Consider the following 17,293-nt stretch of genomic DNA (forward strand, 5'->3'; position numbering starts at 1 on the left):
GAATCGGACGCTCTAGAACGGGTGTTCCGGGTTCAAAAAGGCTGACGAATCCTAACGTGGCCGGCCGTTTATCTCCCCTCAACGATAAGCCAATTGTCCTTAAATCAAAGACATCTGGCGACCCGGCGGACAGAAGGCACTGCAATCGAGGTTGTACCCGGCGCGTCGATCCATGCCCAGGCGTTTCAGGGCCTTGGCAAAACGTTGCGCGAGTAGATCGGCGAACGGCCCTTCACCGCGCATCCGCGCCCCGAAACGACTGTCGTACAGCTCGCCGCCACGGCTCTGGCGGATCAGGCTCAACACATGCGCCGCACGCTGCGGATAGTGCGCCTCCAGCCATTCCTCGAACAGCGGCGCCACCTCCAGCGGCAGGCGCAGCATCATGTAAGCGGCGCTCTGGGCGCCGGCGGCATGGGCTTCGGTGAGCAGGTTCTCGATTTCGCTGTCGTTGATCATCGGAATCATTGGCGAACACAGCACGCCGACCGGAATACCCGCTTCGCGCATCACTCGAATCGCCCGCAAACGCGCCTTGGGCGCAGCGGCGCGTGGTTCGAGGATGCGTTTGAGTTCGTCGTCCAGCGTCGTGAGGCTGATCATCACGGCAACAAGGCGTTGCTCGGCGAGTTCGGTCAGCAGATCGAGATCACGCAGAATCAGCGAGCCTTTGGTCACGATCGTCACCGGATGCCGGTAACGCAGCAGCACTTCGAGGGTCTGCCGGGTCAGCCGCTGCTCGCGTTCTATCGGCTGATATGGATCGGTGTTGGAGCCCAGGTTGATCGGCGCGCACTGATAACCACGCTTGCTCAGTTGCTCTTCCAGCATCGACGCGGTGTTGGTCTTGGCGATCAGCCGGGTTTCAAAATCCAGCCCCGGCGACATGTCCCAATACGCGTGGCTGGGCCGCGCGTAGCAGTAGATGCAACCATGCTCGCAGCCGCGATAGGGATTGATCGAACGATCAAAGGGCAGATCCGGCGAGGTGTTGCGGGTGATGATGGACTTCGCTGTCTCGAACATCACCTCGGTGCCCTGGGTCATCGGCACTTCCTGATGCCAGCCATCGTCCTCGGCCACCGAACGGCTCGGCGCGAAGCGATTGTGCGGATTGCTCGCGGTACCGCGACCGCGCGGGGGGAGAGGGGTAGACATGGCTGCGTCTCGATACTGTGTGCATGTACAGTACATTGCGATCGATGCTCATTCCACTACCGCTCGGCAGCTATGCGACAACACCAATAAACAAACCGAGATCAACGGGCAGCGGCTCGTTAATGACGCAAGCAATCTGGCTCGCTTGCCCAGGCGTCAGCGGCAGCTCGCCATCGGCTTCAGTGGCAAGACTGTTCCATCCCAATACACCCGTTACCACTTTTTCAAATTTGGGCTTTATGTCCCGCTCATATTTAATTAAGTGTCTTCGAAGTTGGCGGGTAGGAATTCGGTGATGTATAGGTATGACATCTCAACCTCTTTAGGCAAACAGCGCTACGTTTCAACACCAATGAACACGTCAAGATCAAGCGGGACAGGTTTACCGATCACCGCGGAAATCTGCGCAGCTTGATACTTTGTTAATAACCATTCACCGCTTGCCATCGTGTTAAGGCTTTTATGCCCCAGTAGTGAAACAACTGACTGTTCAAATACTGGTGACACTTTCAGCTCGTATTTCAATGAGGTATCTTCATTGTCGCCAGGTAAAAAGCCCGTGATACACAGGTGTGCAACCATTTGCGTCAAACTCAAACTCAAACTCAAACTAAAACAATTTATTTTTGGGTCCATCAGAAAAGGCCTTCCATGCTATGTTGTGATCTGCTTAGGTGCTCCGTCGAATTACTTACAGTTGCTCATGTTTATTTATAGACGCTGATACAGATATCGAGTTCGGTTGGGATAGGAGTTCCAAGCACATCTTCAACCTGCCTGGCCTGCTTTGCAGTTAATTCCATAACCCCATACTCCACGCCTTCTTGAAGGGACTTCCAGCCAACCAAATCAAGAATTGCTTGATTTAATTCAGGTGCTATATCCAAGTAAAATTGCAAAAATTCGTTTTCGTGACCGTCAGGGAAAAAACTTTCGATGCATAAAAACATAAATACACGCTCAAACTTTTAGCGGAGAAACAGCACTAAGCTTCAACTCCAATGAATAGCTTCAGGTCATCTGGGATTTCCCGGTTGATCAGTGAAGCGATCTGTTGAGCCTGCTCTTTCGTTAATAGCCATTCTCCGCGGGCCATTTCGTTCAAGCTTTGATGTTCAAGAAGCTTTACCACTTGATCATTAAAAGACGAGTCCAAATCAAGTTCAAATTGCAAGGAGTCATCTTTGCTACTGTCAAGTAGAAATCCACTAATACAAAGGTGCATAACACTCCTGTTTTTCTACTTTTCGACCAGGTTTGGCTGGCTTAGTTTGCTCCCCCGTGATGGGATCAAACTCTCCTAAATGCTTGCCTTGCTTATCATACATTTCGACAGCCCCGTGCTGACAATCCCATTCATATATCCGACCCTTGCCATCCTTCCAGCGTCTGCGAGCCCCGCCGCCTTGAACCCGTGTTTTGAAATCAACTTTTACCGCGTCAGGAAATGCCGACAACCCTTTCGGCGCCGGGTGATAACCATGATCACCCGATACACTCAGCGAAATGTAAATCGGCTGAATGCCAGTCCCAGGAAACGAAATAATTGCATCTTGGTAATCAGGCGGATACTGCGGGTTGACCAGTATCCTGTTGGCCTGCTCGGTCGGCGGGTACACCCACACCGGCGATAGTTGTGGGGCACCTTCCAGCGCCGGAATACCCAGTACACCGTCAGGGTTCGCCGCTGGCGTCCAGATGAGCCCGATGCCATTGCCGAGATCGGCAACGTATGTCTCGCCGTCCTTTTTGCCCTTGATGACAGGGGTACTTTCCCAGTCCTTTTTGCCTCCCGTGTAAAACCCGTAAGTGTTGATCGAGCCATCCGGCAGGGTTGTTGTGATTGATTACGCCGTTGGGGAGATTGCAACTCTTGGCGAACACACATCCAAGAACCGGAATATCTGGCGCCCGTTTCGTTGATATTTCATTGCGTCTGGCCTCATCGCGAGCCAATCCTCTTTCATACCGCAGGATGTCTTCCTGCTGCCGACGCCTCTCATCCAGAGTAGGTTTGCGAAGCCGACAAACGGGACAATCACACATGGCAAAGCTTCCGTACTTCGATGAAGTCGCCAGCCTAGCGAGAGGGGAAAGCGCTGAATGTAGGAGAGTCCCTAAAAGCTGATCAGAATTTTCCTTGATTGATGTTGGTTATCCGGCGGCGCGAGAAGGAACGGTTGCAGATGACCATTAAGCAGATCGCTCGGCCAAGAACCACTGGATGCTTGAACACCCTGTCAGGTCTGACAGTAGATCCGCCAGCAGGAACAAAGGTAACGTCCATCGGCAAGGCAAAACGCTGAGGGCGCCGCCATGAAGACCCGGACAATGCTGGAAATCGAAGACATGGATCGGGATGCGAGCCCGGAGGTTGCCATGTATCTCTACGATGAGCACGCAACCGAACTCGCGGATTTCGAGTATGCGATGTACGCCTCGTCCTCAGAGAAAAACGGTCGCTACGACATGCTTTCGGAGGATGTCACTGAAGTGACGGCGATGGAGACGTCGATAAGTACGACCGCAAACTGTATTTGCAACTGGCAGATGCATTCGCTCAGTTCACCGGGTTTCAAAGAAACCGATGACTGGGCTGCGACCACCGCCACACGACCCGGATCGTGTGGCGGCATTTCGCTTGAACGGCCTCAGTTGTGTTTCGTGACCTGCCCCAAGTCGTCGCCGGACGTCGTTTGCATATCCTCCTTACGCAACCCGGCCACGTCAGACGCCGTCACCGGCGCACCCTTGTTGCCCCAACTGCCGCGAATGAAGCTCACCACATCCGCCACTTCCTGATCCGACAGCCGCCAGGCGAAGGCCGGCATGGTGAAGGTCGATGGCGCGGTGTGCGTTGCCGGCAGTGTGCCGCCCTTGAGCACGATGTGAATCAGCGAAGTCGGGTCATCCGATTGCAGCACCGGATTGCCCGCCAACGCCGGGAACACCCGGGTGTAACCGTGGCCGTCGGTGCGGTGGCAGGCGGCGCAATTGTCGATGTAGACCGAAGCCCCGCGCTGGCTGTCGTCGCCGTCCCACAGGGCTTTGGCGGCTTTTTCGTCGTATTGGTGCGGCTGATCGGCAGGGTCAGCGGCCGGCAGGGATTTTAGATAGCGGGCAATCGCCGTCAGGTCGGCGTCGGTCATGTACTGCATGCTGTGGGTGATCACATCGCTCATGCCGCCGAATACTGCGCTGCGGTCGCTGCGGCCAGTCTTGAGGAATTGCACCAGTTGTTCTTCGCTCCAGCTGCCGAGGCCATCCTTGTGATCGCCGCGCAGATTTTTGGCGATCCAGCCTTCCAGCGGCGCACTGCCTGACAGAAAACTGCTGCCATCCGCCGCGCTCAAGGATTTTTCCTGCATGGTCAGGGCGCGAGGCGTATGGCACGCGCCGCAATGTCCGAGGCCTTCGACCAGATAAGCCCCACGGCTGATGACCGGGTCTTCACTCGTCGCTGTGTAGTCCTCGACTTTGGGCGCGAACATCCACCGCCAGCCCATCAGCGGCCAGCGCATGCTCAAGGGCCACGGGATGTCGCTGGCCTTGTTCTCTTGCGCCACCGGCGCCACGCCGTGCATGAAATACGCGTACAGCGCTTGCATGTCGTCCTGTCTGACACGGGCGTAAGACGGATACGGCATCGCCGGGTACAACGTATTACCGTTTTTGGCGACGCCGTGTCGCACGGCTTGATCGAAATCCTCAAAGCTGTAATCACCGACGCCGGTTTTGTCCGGGGTGATGTTGGTCGAGTAGATCGTGCCGATCGGGGTTTCCATCGGCAGGCCACCGGCGAACGGCTTGCCGTCCTTGGCGGTGTGGCAGGCTACGCAGTCGCCCGCACGGGCCAGGTATTCGCCTTTTTTGATCAGGGATTGATCGATTTCTGCAGCGTACACAGACGCACTGCCGAGCAGCGCGAGGGTTGCGATAACGAAATTTTTCATGGTCATCGCTCCTTATGCCTGAACCAGCGGGCCGGGGTTTTTCAGGTATTGCTCGCGAATCGCCCGGGCCGACCAATAGGTCAACGCCGCGACCAGCCCCGTCGGGTTGTAACCCAGACCTTGCGGGAATGCCGAAGCACCGGGCACGAAGACGTTATGCACGTCCCAGCACTGTAAATAGCGGTTGAGGGCGCTGGTTTTCGGATCGGTGCCCATGATCGCCCCACCGTTGAGGTGAGTGGTCTGATAGGACGCGGTGTTGAAGTGGTCGCCGACTTTCTTGCCGATCACCGCAATAGCTTTCGGGCCCATGGCCTCGGCGATCTTGCCCATTTTCTCGACCATGAAGCGGTTCATCTTGATGTCGTTTTCCTGCCAGTCGAACGTCATCCGCAAGAGCGGCATGCCGTAGGCATCGCGGTAAACCGGGTCGAGATCGAGGTAGTTGCCCCGGTAGGATTGATGCGCGCCGTGGGCGTCCATCGACACTTGATGGGTGTAGTAATCAGCGGTCGCGCGTTTCCACGCACTGCCCCAGGCCGGTGTGCCCGGCGGATTGGACGTGCCGGCAATCGGCCGGCTGCCGGCCTGATTGACCCACATCGGCGAGCCGCCGACAAAGCCATGCGGGCCATGGTCGAAGTTGTCGGCGTTGAAGTCATCCACCGCCACGCCGTTACCGCCAGCGCCGATGAAATTATTGGTGTGGGTATCCTTGTCGAAGAACGCCTTGATGGTTGCCATGTTCTGGTAGGCGAAGTTACGCCCGACCACACCTTCGCCACTGATCGGATCGTAGGGTTTGCCGATGCCCGAAAGCAGCATCAACCGCACGTTGTGCAACTGGAAGGCGCCGAGGATCACCAGATCCGCCGGCTGCTCGATTTCACGGCCCTGACCGTCGACATAGGTCACGCCCGTGGCTTTGGTTTTAGTGCTGTCGAGATTGACCCGCAGCACGTGGGCGTTGGCGCGTAGTTCGAAATTCGGCAAAGGCTTCAGCGCCGGCAGAATGTTCACGTTCGGCGACGCCTTGGAATACATGTAGCAGACATAACCGCTGCAAAATCCGCAGAAGTTGCACGGGCCCATCTGTGCGCCGTAGGGATTGGTGTAAGGCCCCGAGGTATTGGCGGATGGCAGGTTGTAGGGTTTATAGCCGACTTCCGTGGCCGCTTTGCCGAACAGTTGTGCGGAAACAGTGTTCTTTTGTGCTTCAAGCGGAAACGGGTTCGAGCGATCAGCGGCATATGGATTGCCGCCCTTGCCCTGACCGACCAACTGGCCTTTCACAGTCCAGGCCTGGCCGGAGGTGCCGAAGACTTTTTCCGCATAATCGAAGAACGGCTCCAGCTCTTCATAGCTGACGCCGAAGTCCTGGATGGTCATGTCTTTGGGGATGAAGCTTTTGCCGTAACGTTCCTCGTAGTGACTGCGCATGCGCAGCTCGATCGGATCGACGCGAAAATGCACGCCCGACCAATGCAAACCCGCGCCGCCCACGCCATTGCCCGGCAGGAACGCGCCCAACTGACGGTTTGGCAGGGCGATGTCGTTGACGCTGTGACGGATGGTGACGGTCTCTTTGGAAATGTCCTGGAAGAGTTTTTTCCGCACGCTGTAGGTGAGTTCGTCGATTACCTGGGGATAGTTGCCGTCGGGGTAAGTGTCCTGCATCGGCCCGCGCTCCAGCGCCAACACGTTGAGCCCGGCTTCGGTCAGCTCCTTGGCCATGATCGCGCCCGTCCAGCCGAAACCGACGATCACCGCGTCGACCTTTTTCATTACCGTTGCCATGCTCACGCCCTCTCGCCGCGAATCGAAACTGCCGGGAAGGGGTATTGCTCGTTGCGCTCCACCCAATCCATGAAATCGGCGCGGGCGCCGGGGAAACCGATCATCGTCCAGCCGACCATGCCTTTATTGCCGCCGTGGATCGGATCGCAGAAGAACCCTTCCTTGGTGTTTTGCAGCAGCAGATTGAAGAAAATCTTCGCCGGTACGGCGTCGAATTGCGGTTTTCCGGCTTCAAGTTGCTTGAGCAAATCGTCTCGGGTAGCGCTGTCTTGCTCAGCAAATACTTTACCGTTGAGGTTTTTCGACCAGGCATCCGTCGCCGCGATGCCGAGGCGATAGATGTCTTTGGGCACAAGTTTGCTTTGCCAGCCCATTTCCGGCGCTGCCTCGGCATTGAACGGGCCTTGCATGTACCAAAGAGCTCCGGCGGCATACGGCGTGTTCATCTGGCGGTCGATGTACTCAGGAACCCCGGCTTCGAGTGCGCCCGGGCCTTGCGCGTCGCTGGGAATCAGCTGCGCGACGGCGGCGTTGATAAAGGCCCATTCTTCGGCGGTGAAATACGTCGGCTGATAAGCGCCGGTGTCGGCAGGTGCAGGCTTTACGGCAGGCGCGGCTTCAGGCGCCGCCTGCAATACCGAACTGCCCAACCCGCTGCCAGCCAGGGTGACCACCGGAATCAGGGTCAGGGATTTGCGCAAAAAATCACGCCGCGGGTTGTCTCGATTTTCATCTGACATGGGAGATGTACCTCATCAGGCATTGAGGATGGAGCCGTTTCAGGGCGACGGCTTTATGATTTTTGATGCGACGTGGCCGTGAAGAACCCAGAAGACGGGAAGCCGCGCCTGCAACATGATGTGACAAATGGTAGCAGGCTAAGCACTACGATGAATCGTTTCAGCGGAAAAAATCCCGAATTCGAAGCAGGTTCGGACGGTTCACGATTATTTGACGATCGGCTCACACGCCTTTGACCGCCAATTGTTGAAGCTGCGGGCTTGTTCACTTATGAATTCTTTGCCCAGCATGTCTTTCTCGCGTTTATTTCCCGCCCTGTGTTTATCGCTGCTCGCGTTGTTGAACGGCTTGCCTGCTCAAGCGGATGACGCAGCGGCGACTCGCCCCAACGAATGGGCGCAACCGATCGAAGTGCAATACAACCTGTTCCAGATGTCGCCGACCCTCTACCGCAGTGCGTTGCCTGACGGCAGCGCGGTGCCGCTGCTGAAAAACCTCAAGGTCGCCACGGTCATTAATTTCCTGCCGGAGAACGATTCAACCTGGCTGAAAGCCGCCGGCATCACTCTTGTCCAATTGCCCTATCGCACCAATCACGTGGATGACAGCGATGTGCTCACAACTTTGCGAGCGATTCAGGCGGCCGAAGCCAATGGCCCGGTGTTGATGCACTGCAAACACGGTTCCGACCGCACGGGCCTGATGGCGGCGATGTATCGAGTGGTCATTCAGGGCTGGAGCAAGGAAGACGCGCTGAACGAGATGACACAGGGCGGCTTTGGTGAAAGTGGTCACTTCCGCGACGGCGTTCGCTATGTGATGCAGGCCGATGTTGAAAAACTGCGCACCGCGCTGGCCAATGGCGATTGCAGCACCAGTGCCTTCGCCACGTGTTCGATGAAGAGCTGGTTTCAATCGGCCCACGTCGAATAGTCAACCGACCGGAGGATTGAAAAACGCTCTCAAGGACACCGCAAGGGCGCGATTCACCCGGCGAAAAAATTGCTTCACGCAAATCCCGACTTGCATAGATACCACCTTCCACCGGATCAGGTGGAAGGCGGCATTTGTTCAGACTGACTCGTCAGGCTTCTTTTTCAATTTTGGATTGGGAAAGAATTGCACCGCTTGGACTTTCTTGTCCGGCGCAGGCTTGAGTGCGCTGGTGTTGACCCGGGTGCCGAGTTCCTTGGGCACCGACAGGCCCTGCTCATTGAGGGTGTCCGAGTAACCGCACGCCACGCATTCGCGGTGCGGCACGCCGTCCTCGTTCCACATCATCAATTTGTCCGGCTCGCTGCACGCCGGGCAAACCGCCCCGGCGATAAAGCGTCGTTTGGTGATTACAGGCCCGTCGCTCATGCTGCCGCGTCCTCACTGAGGCCGCTGTGGCGCAACAGCGCGTCAATCGACGGCTCGCGGCCACGGAAGTCGACGAACAGCACCATCGGCGCCTGAGAACCGCCGCGCGCCAGGATCGCTTCGCGGAAAGCTCGACCGGTGTCGGCGTTGAGCACGCCGTCTTCTTCGAACTTCGAGAACGCGTCGGCCGAGAGCACTTCCGCCCATTTATAGCTGTAATAACCCGCCGCATAACCGCCGGCGAAGATATGCGCGAAGCTGTTGGGGAAGCGGTTGTAGGCGGGCGGACGCATCACAGAAACCTCGTCGCGCACGCCTTCAAGGACTTGCAGGACGCTGCGGCCGTCGCCGTGGGTGGCGTGCAGTTCGAAGTCGAACAGCGAAAATTCGAGCTGGCGCACCATCATCAGGCCGGACTGGAAATTCTTCGCCGCGAGCATTTTTTCCAGCAGATCCTGGGGCAGCGGCTCGCCGGTTTCGTAATGACCGGAAATCAGCGCCAGACCTTCCGGCTCCCAGCACCAGTTTTCCATGAACTGGCTCGGCAGCTCGACCGCGTCCCAAGCCACGCCATTGATGCCGGAGACGCCGGCATGCTCGACGCGGGTCAGCAGGTGATGCAGGCCGTGGCCGAATTCGTGGAACAACGTGGTCACTTCATCATGGGTCAGCAGCGCAGGCTTGCCGCTGTCGGCCGGGGTGAAGTTGCACACCAGATTGGCGACAGGACTTTGCAGCACCCCGTCGACAGTGCGGCGACGGTCGCGGGCGCCGTCCATCCAGGCACCGCCGCGCTTGTTGGCGCGGGCGTACAGGTCGAAGAAGAAGCGGCCGACGTGCTGGCCGTTTTCCTTGATCTCGAACAGGCGAACGTCCGGGTGCCAGGTGTCGAAGCCTTTCTGCTCGGCGATTTCGATGCCGTACAGACGCTGGACGATGGCAAACAGGCCACCGAGGACTTTATCGATCGGGAAGTACGCACGCAGCGCTTCCTGCGCGACGCTATAGCGCTGTTCACGAAGTTTTTCGCCGTAGAAACCGCTGTCCCAGCTTTGCAGATCCGCGCAGCCCTGTTCAGCGGCGTAGGCCCGCAGCTGTTGCAGATCCTGTGCGGCGAACGGTTTGCTGCGCTTGGCCAGATCGCGCAGGAAGCTCAGCACCTGATCACTGGATTCGGCCATTTTGGTCGCCAGGCTCAGCTCGGAAAAACTGGCGAAACCCAAGAGTCTGGCCAGTTCCTGGCGCAGGTCGAGGATCTCTTCCATCACTGGGCCGTTGTCGTTCTGGCCGGCATTCGGGCCTTGATCCGACGCACGGGTGCAGTAGGCGGCGTAGACTTCTTCGCGCAGGGCCCGGTCTTCGGCGTAGGTCATCACCGCGTAGTAGCTCGGGAACTCCAGGGTAATCAGAAAACCGTCCAGACCTTTTGCCTGCGCTGCGGCGGCCATTTGCGCCTTGGACGATTCCGTCAGGCCGGCGAGGGCGGCTTCGTCGGTGACGTGTTTGGTCCACGCCTGAGTAGCGTCCAGCAACTGGTTGGAGAAGCGGCTGCCCAGTTCTGACAGTTTGCTCTGCACCTCGGCGTAACGTTTTTGCTCGGCTTCCGGCAGATCAATACCCGACAGGCGGAAATCGCGCAGGGCATGTTCCAGAATAGTTTTCTGCGCCACGTCGAAGCCGGCGGCTTCCGGGCTGTTGGCCAGGGCTTCGAAGGCCTGGAACAATTCACGGTTCTGGCCCATCTCGGTAGAGTAGGCGCTCAGGGCGGGCAGGCACGATTCGTAAGCTTCACGCAACTCGGCGCTGTTGCACACGGCGTTGAGGTGGCTGACCGGGCTCCACGCCGCGCCGAGGCGGTCATTGAGTTCGTCCATCGCCAGCACCAGGCCGGCCCATGTCGGGGTCTGGCCTTGGGTCTTGAGGATTTCGGCGATGGCGGCGCGGTTGTCTGCGAGGATGGTTTCGATGGCCGGTTGCACGTGTTCGGCACGGATCGTGGAGAACGGCGGCAGGTCGTAGGACTGCAAAAGAGGGTTGTTCACGCTCACGGTTGGCACCTTGGCTGGAAGAAACATGCGCCCATCTTAATTACAATCGACACCGACCGCAGCTATCGGCGACAGAGAGAGAAATTATCGTGTCCCTACGCAAGTACCAGAATCACACGCCACGCCTGAGCAAAGGCGCGTTCGTCGACAGCTCGTCGGTGGTGATCGGCGACGTTGAAATAGGTGAAGACAGCTCCGTCTGGCCGCTGACCGTCATTCGCGGCGATATGCACCGCATTCGCATCGGTGCGCGAACAAGCGTGCAGGACGGCTGCGTGCTGCACATTACCCACGCCGGCCCGTTCAACCCCGACGGTTTTCCGTTGCTGATCGGTGACGACGTGACCATCGCCCATAAAGTCATGCTCCATGGTTGTTCGGTCGGCAGCCGCGTTCTGATCGGCATGGGCAGCATCGTCATGGACGGCGCGGTGGTCGAAGACGACGTGATCATCGGCGCCGGCAGCCTGGTGCCGCCGGGCAAGCGCCTGGCGAGTGGTTTTCTCTATGTGGGCAGCCCGGTGAAACAGATCCGGCCGCTGACTGAAAAGGAAAATGCGTTTTTCACCTACAGCGCGGCGAACTACGTGAAGCTCAAGGATTTGCACCTGGCCGAAGGCTACGACCAGATCTGATCCGTCCTACTTTTGCTCAGGAATTTTCATGCATTACCAGACCGTACTGTTCGACCTCGATGGCACCCTGACCGACCCGCGCGAGGGCATCACCCGTTCCATTCAGTTTGCCTTGAGCAAACTGGGCATCGATGAGCCGGATCTGACCAAGCTCGAACACTTCATCGGCCCACCGCTGCTACAGGCGTTCATGCAGTTCTACGACTTTGACGAAGCGAAGGCCTGGGAGGCGGTGAATTTCTACCGCGAGCGGTTCAAGGTGACCGGCCTGTATGAAAACCTGGTGTTCGACGGCGTCACACCGTTGTTGGAAACCCTCGGTGGCCAAGGCCGGCAGCTGTATATCGCCACCTCCAAGCCGTGGGTGTTCGCTCGGGAAATCGCCCGCCACTTCGACTTCGCCAAGCACTTCAAAGTGATCTACGGCAGCGAACTGGACGGTACGCGCACCAATAAGGTCGAGCTGATCGCGCATCTGCTGGCGGAGGAAGGGCTGGACCCGGCCAACACCCTGATGATCGGCGACCGCAAACACGACTTGATTGGCGCACGCAGCAATGGGCTGGACGCGGTTGCCGTGGGGTATGGTTTTGGCAGCCATGCCGAGCTGAGCGCCGAGACTCCGGCGTATCACTTCGAGACGCTGGCGGAGTTGCATCAGGCGTTTTTGCAGCGCTGATTTAAAGCTATCGCTGGCAAGCCAGCTTCCACAGGTTCGTGATGTACTCAGGTTCACCTCAATCCCTGTGGGAGCTGGCTTGCCAGCGATGAGGCCATTCAGCCCCTAAAGGATTCTGAGTCTGCCAACGCCTTCAGCGCCAACTTGCGCTCATCGACCGGCGATCTACCCAACCGTTCGACCGCCGCATAGAACTTCAACCAATCCCCACCTTCCTGTTTGAACAACGCCGCGAACGCCGGCACCCACTGGTCATACAGGCCGAACGGCAGCAACCGCGCATTGTTCAGCGGCGCGTTGACCCAGGCGTCATAGCGCTTGTCACCGGCCCATTTAGCGTCGCGCATTGCCCGATAGTCGCGGCGAAACCGTTCGAACTCGGCGACTTTGCGCTCGCGCATCTGTTCGACAGGCAACGTTTGGTTATACAGCTGCTCAAGGCGTGTGCGGGTATCGAGCACCAACCCGATGAATTCATCGCGCCGCTTCAGGCGGGAATCGTTGTCTGGTGGCAGATTGCGGAACGCGCGCCATTGGCGTGTGCCTTCCTGCTCGACGAAGGTCGCGAAAGACTCGTTGAATTCGGTGTCGTCCTTCACATAAAAGCGTTGATGCGCCAGCTCATGAAAGATCAGCGTCGCCAACCGTTCATCGCCCCAACCGGTCATCGAGTTGAGAATCGGATCGTTAAACCAGCCCAGTGTCGAATACGCCTCGACGCCGCCGATCGATACGTCCATGCCTTGCAGCTGCTGCAACGCTGCTTCACCCCGCGCCGCGCTCTGGCTGTAGTAACCGCGATACGCCACGCACCCGGCAACCGGGAAGCAGTGGTTCTGCGGTTTCAGGGAAAACTCTGGCGTGGCGAATACGTTCCAAACGACATACGGGCGACCGATGTCGGCATAGAGTCGATAACTCAGATTATCGGGCAGGTGCAACTGTTCGCTGGCGAAGGCGCGGGCCTTTTGCGATTGCGCCAGATGCCCACGCAAGGTTGGGTCGCGGCTCGGGTCGTCGATGACCTTGGCCACAGGCACCCGCGCCCGCAATAGCTGCAACTGTCCACCGGCCAGTTGGCTGTAGTAACTGACGCTGGCACAACCGTTGAGCAGCAAAAACAACACACCCGGAAACAAAACCCGAAAAACGCGATCAAGTAACCGATGGCTTGGAAGCGGCCTGATCAAAATAAAAAAATCCCTGGAAAGTCTGCCCGCAAGACTATCCTGCCCATTGGAGCTCCGCTATGCGCATGTTGATGCTAACGGGAAGCCTGCTGACGCTGGCCGGTTGTGCCGGATTCGGTATGCCCGACCCCGACCCTTCGCAAGCCTGGATCGATCTCGACGCCCGGCAGCAGGACACGGCGCTGCAAGCGCTGAACGTCGACACCAAGGCTGCCGTCGACAAACGTTATTTTGAAGTCGAACCCGGCAGCCATGAGCTGACGGTGCGTTATCAATTCCCGGTGCAAGCCACCAACATTGGCCCCGACGCCGAGACCTTATGGCGCGATTGCCAGTTAAGCGTGAAATTCAAAGACTTCAATGCCGGCCAGCGCTATCAGTTGCAGGCCGGGAGTATTGGCTTCCGTCCGTGGGCGAAGCTTTACGACCAACAGCGCAAGATGATTGGCCAAGGTACGCCGGCGGGCTGTCAGAGCACCTGATCGGCGTTATGCTGGACGTCCCGCTAGCAGGACTTCGATCATGCGCAAATTGACGCTGTTACTAGCCGCCACTGTTGTGGCAGGTTGCCAGAGCCCATTGCCGGCCGCTGACCCGCAAATGGCTTGGGTCGATTTCGCCATGCCGACTCCCGGCGGAAAAGTGTTGATGGCCGAACGATTGGACAACCAACGGATGCGGGACGGGCGTTTCTTTCAGGTCGCGCCCGGCAGTCACGAGCTGACGGTACGCTTCGATTTCGAAATCTTCGGCGGTGGCCAGGGCATGGACACCGATCCTCAGGAGCGGTTGTGTTACATGACCCTGCGCTATGACCATTTCGAAGCCGGCCAGCGTTATCGGCTGGAGGCTCGCTCGCTGGCCTTCACGCCCAGCGCCCGGTTGATTGACCGCAATGGTCAAGTCGTTGCCGAGGAGCGGCAAATCAACTGCGTGCCGTGAGAACGCTCAGCTGTCGTTCTTCTGATAGATGATCGCCTTCGTACCGTTGTCGCAAGTGCCGACAACCATCGCGACATCGTGTTTGTCGGCCTCTTCTTTCGTGACGATTTCCAGCGTGTAAGAGGGGACGGCGTTAGCCTGAATCTTTACTTCAATCTCATTCTTGAGCTCTTCACAGTCTTTGGGTGCGGCCAAAGCCTGTGTCGCCAACGCAGTGCAGATTACTGCCAAAACAAAACGTCTCATGCCTGAAGCTCCAATTACGGCCTGCGAAGGCGTCGGCCCGGCCGACGCCTGATCCGTATTAACTCACCAGCGATGCGTCCAGAGTGATGTTTGCGTTCAGCACCTTGGACACCGGGCAACCCTCCTTGGCCTTGTTGCTCAGTTCTTCAAACTGGGCCTGGCTGGCTCCCGGAATCTTCGCCTTGAGGATCAGCTTGATCGCCGTGATGGCAAAGCCGCCTTCGACCTGATCGAGTGTGACTTCAGCATTGGTGTCGATGCTTTCGGCGGTCAGTCCGGCATCGCCGAGAATCATCGAGAAAGCCATGGAGAAGCAGCCAGCATGGGCTGCGCCGATCAATTCTTCAGGGTTGGTGCCCTTGCCGCCCTCAAAACGTGCCTTGAAGCCGTAGGGGGCTTCGCGCAGCACGCCGGTTTCCGTGGAGATCGAACCAATGCCGGTTTTCAGGTCACCTGCCCAATGTGCGGATGCTTTCTTCACGATAGCCATGTCTGCCTCCTCAAGATTTGGCGCGGAACGCCGCGCCGTCGTGGTTTTTGGTGTGCAAGGCTTCTGAGGATAGACGCCAGAACAAAGTTCAGCTCATCTGAATGGCCGACTTTTTTAGTAGGAATTTTCGCTCGGCTATTGAATCTCGGGTATATGCCCTCATTGCACAGAACACGCTTATGAATTCGGCAGGTTTTCGTTCACAAGAAACCTGCGACCTCACTCGGAGAAGCAGGTTTATGAAGCAACTGTCCGACGTAAAATTTTCTGCCCTTGATCTCGTGCCGGTGCGCGAGAACGGCAGCCCCGCCCAGTCGCTGCACAACTCCCTCGACCTGGCCCGGCATGTCGAAAAATTCGGCTATACCCGGTTCTGGGTCGCTGAACACCACAACATGGATGGCATCGCCAGTTCCGCTACCTCGGTGTTGCTCGGCTATCTGGCCGGCGGTACGTCGACCATTCGCGTCGGCTCCGGCGGTGTGATGCTGCCCAACCATGCGCCGCTGGTGATTGCCGAGCAGTTCGGCACGCTGGAGAGTCTGTACCCGGGACGTATCGATCTGGGGCTGGGCCGCGCGCCGGGTTCCGACCAGATGACCGCCCGCGCCCTGCGCCGTGAGCGCTCCGGCAGCGCGGATGATTTCCCTGAAGACGTCGCGGAACTGGTGCGCTTCCTCGGCCCGCGCACCCCGGATCAACGGGTGATCGCCATGCCGGGCACCGGCACCAACGTGCCGATCTGGCTGCTGGGTTCCAGTCTGTTCAGTGCGCAACTGGCCGGTGAACGCGGTTTGCCCTACGCATTCGCCTCACATTTCGCACCGCGTTTCATGCACGAGGCGATCCGGGTTTATCGCAATCACTTCAAACCTTCAGCGGTGCTGGACAAGCCTTACGTGATGCTGGGCGTGCCGCTGGTGGCGGCCGATACCGATGAGCAGGCCGATTACCTGGCGACGTCGGTGTACCAGCGGATTCTCGCGCTGATGCGTGGGCAGAGTCTGGTGCAGCGCCCACCCGTGCAAACCATGGACGGCTTGTGGCTGCCTCATGAACGTGAAGCGGTGGGGGATTTCCTCGGACTGGCAATGGTGGGCAGCCCGGCGAAAATCCGTGCGAAGCTGGAGGTATTGGTTGAGCAGACGCAGGCGGATGAGCTGATCTTTACCAGTGATTTGTATGAGCATGCGGATCGGGTGCATTCCTACGAGCTGTTGGCGCAAGTCATGAAGGGCTAAAAGCCTGTAGGAGCTGACGAGTGAAACGAGGCTGCGATCTTTCGATTTTATTGGCTCAAGATCAAAAGATCGTAGCGTGCCGCAGCTCCCACAGTCGTGGGAAATTTGCACAAAAAAGCCGACGCATTCACGTCGGCTTTTTGCATTTCAGGCGCGATCAACCGCGCTTGTAGACGATTTCCTTGGCGCCGCCTTCGCAGGTGCCAACTACCTTGCCGTCTGCCGAAGCACCTTTATCAACAATCTCCAGCGAATAACCTGAGACGCTCTTGGCATCCAGCTTCGCCGCAATTTCGGCCTTCAATTCTTCACACGGCTTGCCGGCAGCAAACGCACCACCCGCAAGGCTCAACAAACCTACTGCCAACATGAACTTCTTCATCGGTCGCACTCCCTGGTCGGATCAAAGGTGGTGAGCCTTGGCGACTGCCGACATGACTCACCTCATAGCGCATTGCCATTCCCTATGGCACTCGGCCAGTGCGCAAGTTCAGAAGACTAGACCAAACTCAGCTACTGGCAATTCTGAAGCCCACTTTTAGCGTGACCTGAAAATGCGCCGCCCTGCCGTTTTCGATGTGCCCTCGGGTTTCGGTCACTTCGAACCATTCCAGGTGCTTGATGCTTTTGTTGGCTTCGGTCAGCGCATTGTTGATGGCATCTTCAATACTGGTCGCGGACGAGCCAACCAGCTCGACTTTCTTGTACGTGTGATGGTCAGTCATAACGTTCTCCTTGAGTGGCTAAAATACAGCCTAGCAGTGAATTGCAGTGTTGATTTGGTCGGCCCGAAGCCAGGCAAAGTTCATAT

Annotated in this window: 21 protein-coding genes and 1 pseudogene; 6 read left to right on the forward strand and 16 right to left on the reverse strand. The window is 57.8% G+C overall.

Annotated elements, in window-relative coordinates:
- Positions 1–99: 99 nt before the first annotated feature.
- The 9 genes and pseudogenes from GIW69_RS22600 to GIW69_RS22640 form a co-directional block, all read right to left on the reverse strand.
- The gene (locus GIW69_RS22600; RefSeq protein ID WP_236484987.1) at positions 100–1,158 is read right to left on the reverse strand and encodes a PA0069 family radical SAM protein; all 1,059 of its coding nucleotides are present in this window, start codon (positions 1,156–1,158) and stop codon (positions 100–102) included.
- Positions 1,159–1,228: 70 nt separating this feature from the next.
- The gene (locus tag GIW69_RS22605; RefSeq protein ID WP_236484988.1) at positions 1,229–1,378 is read right to left on the reverse strand and encodes a pyocin S6 family toxin immunity protein; all 150 of its coding nucleotides are present in this window, start codon (positions 1,376–1,378) and stop codon (positions 1,229–1,231) included.
- A gap of 116 nt (positions 1,379–1,494) precedes the next feature.
- Entirely contained in the window at positions 1,495–1,794 is a 300-nt protein-coding gene (locus GIW69_RS22610; protein WP_496570947.1) for a pyocin S6 family toxin immunity protein, read from the reverse strand.
- Between the two features lie 71 nt (positions 1,795–1,865).
- A complete protein-coding gene (locus tag GIW69_RS22615) occupies positions 1,866–2,108 on the reverse strand; it encodes a pyocin S6 family toxin immunity protein (RefSeq protein WP_236484989.1) in 243 nt (80 codons plus the stop codon).
- 35 nt (positions 2,109–2,143) lie between these two features.
- Positions 2,144–2,332: a pyocin S6 family toxin immunity protein gene (locus GIW69_RS22620; RefSeq protein WP_236484990.1), complete on the reverse strand. Its 189-nt coding sequence runs from the start codon at positions 2,330–2,332 to the stop codon at positions 2,144–2,146.
- A gap of 34 nt (positions 2,333–2,366) precedes the next feature.
- Positions 2,367–2,990, reverse strand: a pseudogene (locus GIW69_RS22625) (colicin E3/pyocin S6 family cytotoxin); the annotation flags it as partial.
- Positions 2,991–3,809: 819 nt separating this feature from the next.
- Positions 3,810–5,111 carry a cytochrome c gene (locus tag GIW69_RS22630; protein WP_236484991.1) on the reverse strand — a complete coding sequence of 434 codons (1,302 nt, stop codon included), beginning with the start codon at positions 5,109–5,111 and terminating at the stop codon, positions 3,810–3,812.
- A gap of 12 nt (positions 5,112–5,123) precedes the next feature.
- On the reverse strand, positions 5,124–6,908 hold the full coding sequence (locus GIW69_RS22635) for a GMC family oxidoreductase (protein ID WP_236484992.1): 1,785 nt from the start codon (positions 6,906–6,908) through the stop codon (positions 5,124–5,126).
- Between the two features lie 2 nt (positions 6,909–6,910).
- Complete coding sequence (locus GIW69_RS22640; RefSeq protein ID WP_236484993.1) at positions 6,911–7,648, reverse strand: gluconate 2-dehydrogenase subunit 3 family protein; 738 nt, start codon at positions 7,646–7,648, stop codon at positions 6,911–6,913.
- 289 nt (positions 7,649–7,937) lie between these two features.
- On the opposite strand from GIW69_RS22640, the gene GIW69_RS22645 reads away from it, so the two are divergent.
- The gene (locus tag GIW69_RS22645; RefSeq protein WP_496570948.1) at positions 7,938–8,582 is read left to right on the forward strand and encodes a dual specificity protein phosphatase family protein; all 645 of its coding nucleotides are present in this window, start codon (positions 7,938–7,940) and stop codon (positions 8,580–8,582) included.
- Between the two features lie 138 nt (positions 8,583–8,720).
- Here the strand turns inward: GIW69_RS22645 and GIW69_RS22650 are convergent, their stop codons facing one another.
- Positions 8,721–9,011, reverse strand: coding sequence for a YheV family putative zinc ribbon protein (locus tag GIW69_RS22650; protein WP_236484995.1), 291 nt, complete (start codon positions 9,009–9,011; stop codon positions 8,721–8,723).
- Positions 9,008–11,059 (reverse strand): oligopeptidase A, encoded by a 2,052-nt coding sequence (prlC, locus tag GIW69_RS22655; protein WP_236484996.1) that lies wholly within the window; start codon positions 11,057–11,059, stop codon positions 9,008–9,010. The genes GIW69_RS22650 and prlC overlap by 4 nt, the downstream gene beginning before the upstream one ends.
- Before the next feature lie 89 nt (positions 11,060–11,148).
- Here prlC and GIW69_RS22660 point away from each other — a divergent pair, with 89 nt between their 5' ends.
- Complete coding sequence (locus GIW69_RS22660) at positions 11,149–11,694, forward strand: gamma carbonic anhydrase family protein (protein WP_236484997.1); 546 nt, start codon at positions 11,149–11,151, stop codon at positions 11,692–11,694.
- 28 nt (positions 11,695–11,722) lie between these two features.
- Complete coding sequence (locus tag GIW69_RS22665; protein ID WP_236484998.1) at positions 11,723–12,373, forward strand: HAD family hydrolase; 651 nt, start codon at positions 11,723–11,725, stop codon at positions 12,371–12,373.
- A 98-nt stretch (positions 12,374–12,471) separates the two neighbouring features.
- Here the strand turns inward: GIW69_RS22665 and GIW69_RS22670 are convergent, their stop codons facing one another.
- The gene (locus GIW69_RS22670) at positions 12,472–13,563 is read right to left on the reverse strand and encodes an aminopeptidase (RefSeq protein WP_236484999.1); all 1,092 of its coding nucleotides are present in this window, start codon (positions 13,561–13,563) and stop codon (positions 12,472–12,474) included.
- A 59-nt stretch (positions 13,564–13,622) separates the two neighbouring features.
- Between GIW69_RS22670 and GIW69_RS22675 the strand changes: the two genes are divergently transcribed.
- Both GIW69_RS22675 and GIW69_RS22680 read left to right on the forward strand, forming a co-directional pair.
- Positions 13,623–14,045 carry a PA0061/PA0062 family lipoprotein gene (locus GIW69_RS22675; RefSeq protein ID WP_236485000.1) on the forward strand — a complete coding sequence of 141 codons (423 nt, stop codon included), beginning with the start codon at positions 13,623–13,625 and terminating at the stop codon, positions 14,043–14,045.
- 40 nt (positions 14,046–14,085) lie between these two features.
- Positions 14,086–14,505, forward strand: coding sequence for a PA0061/PA0062 family lipoprotein (locus GIW69_RS22680; RefSeq protein WP_236485001.1), 420 nt, complete (start codon positions 14,086–14,088; stop codon positions 14,503–14,505).
- Between the two features lie 6 nt (positions 14,506–14,511).
- On the opposite strand, the gene GIW69_RS22685 is transcribed toward GIW69_RS22680, so the two are convergent.
- Both GIW69_RS22685 and GIW69_RS22690 read right to left on the reverse strand, forming a co-directional pair.
- Positions 14,512–14,751, reverse strand: coding sequence for a DUF1161 domain-containing protein (locus GIW69_RS22685; protein WP_236485002.1), 240 nt, complete (start codon positions 14,749–14,751; stop codon positions 14,512–14,514).
- A gap of 58 nt (positions 14,752–14,809) precedes the next feature.
- Entirely contained in the window at positions 14,810–15,241 is a 432-nt protein-coding gene (locus tag GIW69_RS22690; RefSeq protein WP_236485003.1) for an OsmC family protein, read from the reverse strand.
- Between the two features lie 239 nt (positions 15,242–15,480).
- Between GIW69_RS22690 and GIW69_RS22695 the strand changes: the two genes are divergently transcribed.
- Positions 15,481–16,482 carry an LLM class flavin-dependent oxidoreductase gene (locus GIW69_RS22695; protein WP_236485004.1) on the forward strand — a complete coding sequence of 334 codons (1,002 nt, stop codon included), beginning with the start codon at positions 15,481–15,483 and terminating at the stop codon, positions 16,480–16,482.
- Positions 16,483–16,639: 157 nt separating this feature from the next.
- Here GIW69_RS22695 and GIW69_RS22700 read toward each other — a convergent pair whose 3' ends face one another.
- Both GIW69_RS22700 and GIW69_RS22705 read right to left on the reverse strand, forming a co-directional pair.
- A complete protein-coding gene (locus GIW69_RS22700) occupies positions 16,640–16,864 on the reverse strand; it encodes a DUF1161 domain-containing protein (RefSeq protein ID WP_236485005.1) in 225 nt (74 codons plus the stop codon).
- A gap of 127 nt (positions 16,865–16,991) precedes the next feature.
- Entirely contained in the window at positions 16,992–17,207 is a 216-nt protein-coding gene (locus GIW69_RS22705) for a dodecin (RefSeq protein WP_236485006.1), read from the reverse strand.
- Positions 17,208–17,293: the final 86 nt, after the last annotated feature.

It is taken from the genome of Pseudomonas syringae (genome assembly GCF_021605415.1).
Lineage (GTDB): Bacteria > Pseudomonadota > Gammaproteobacteria > Pseudomonadales > Pseudomonadaceae > Aquipseudomonas > Aquipseudomonas syringae_S.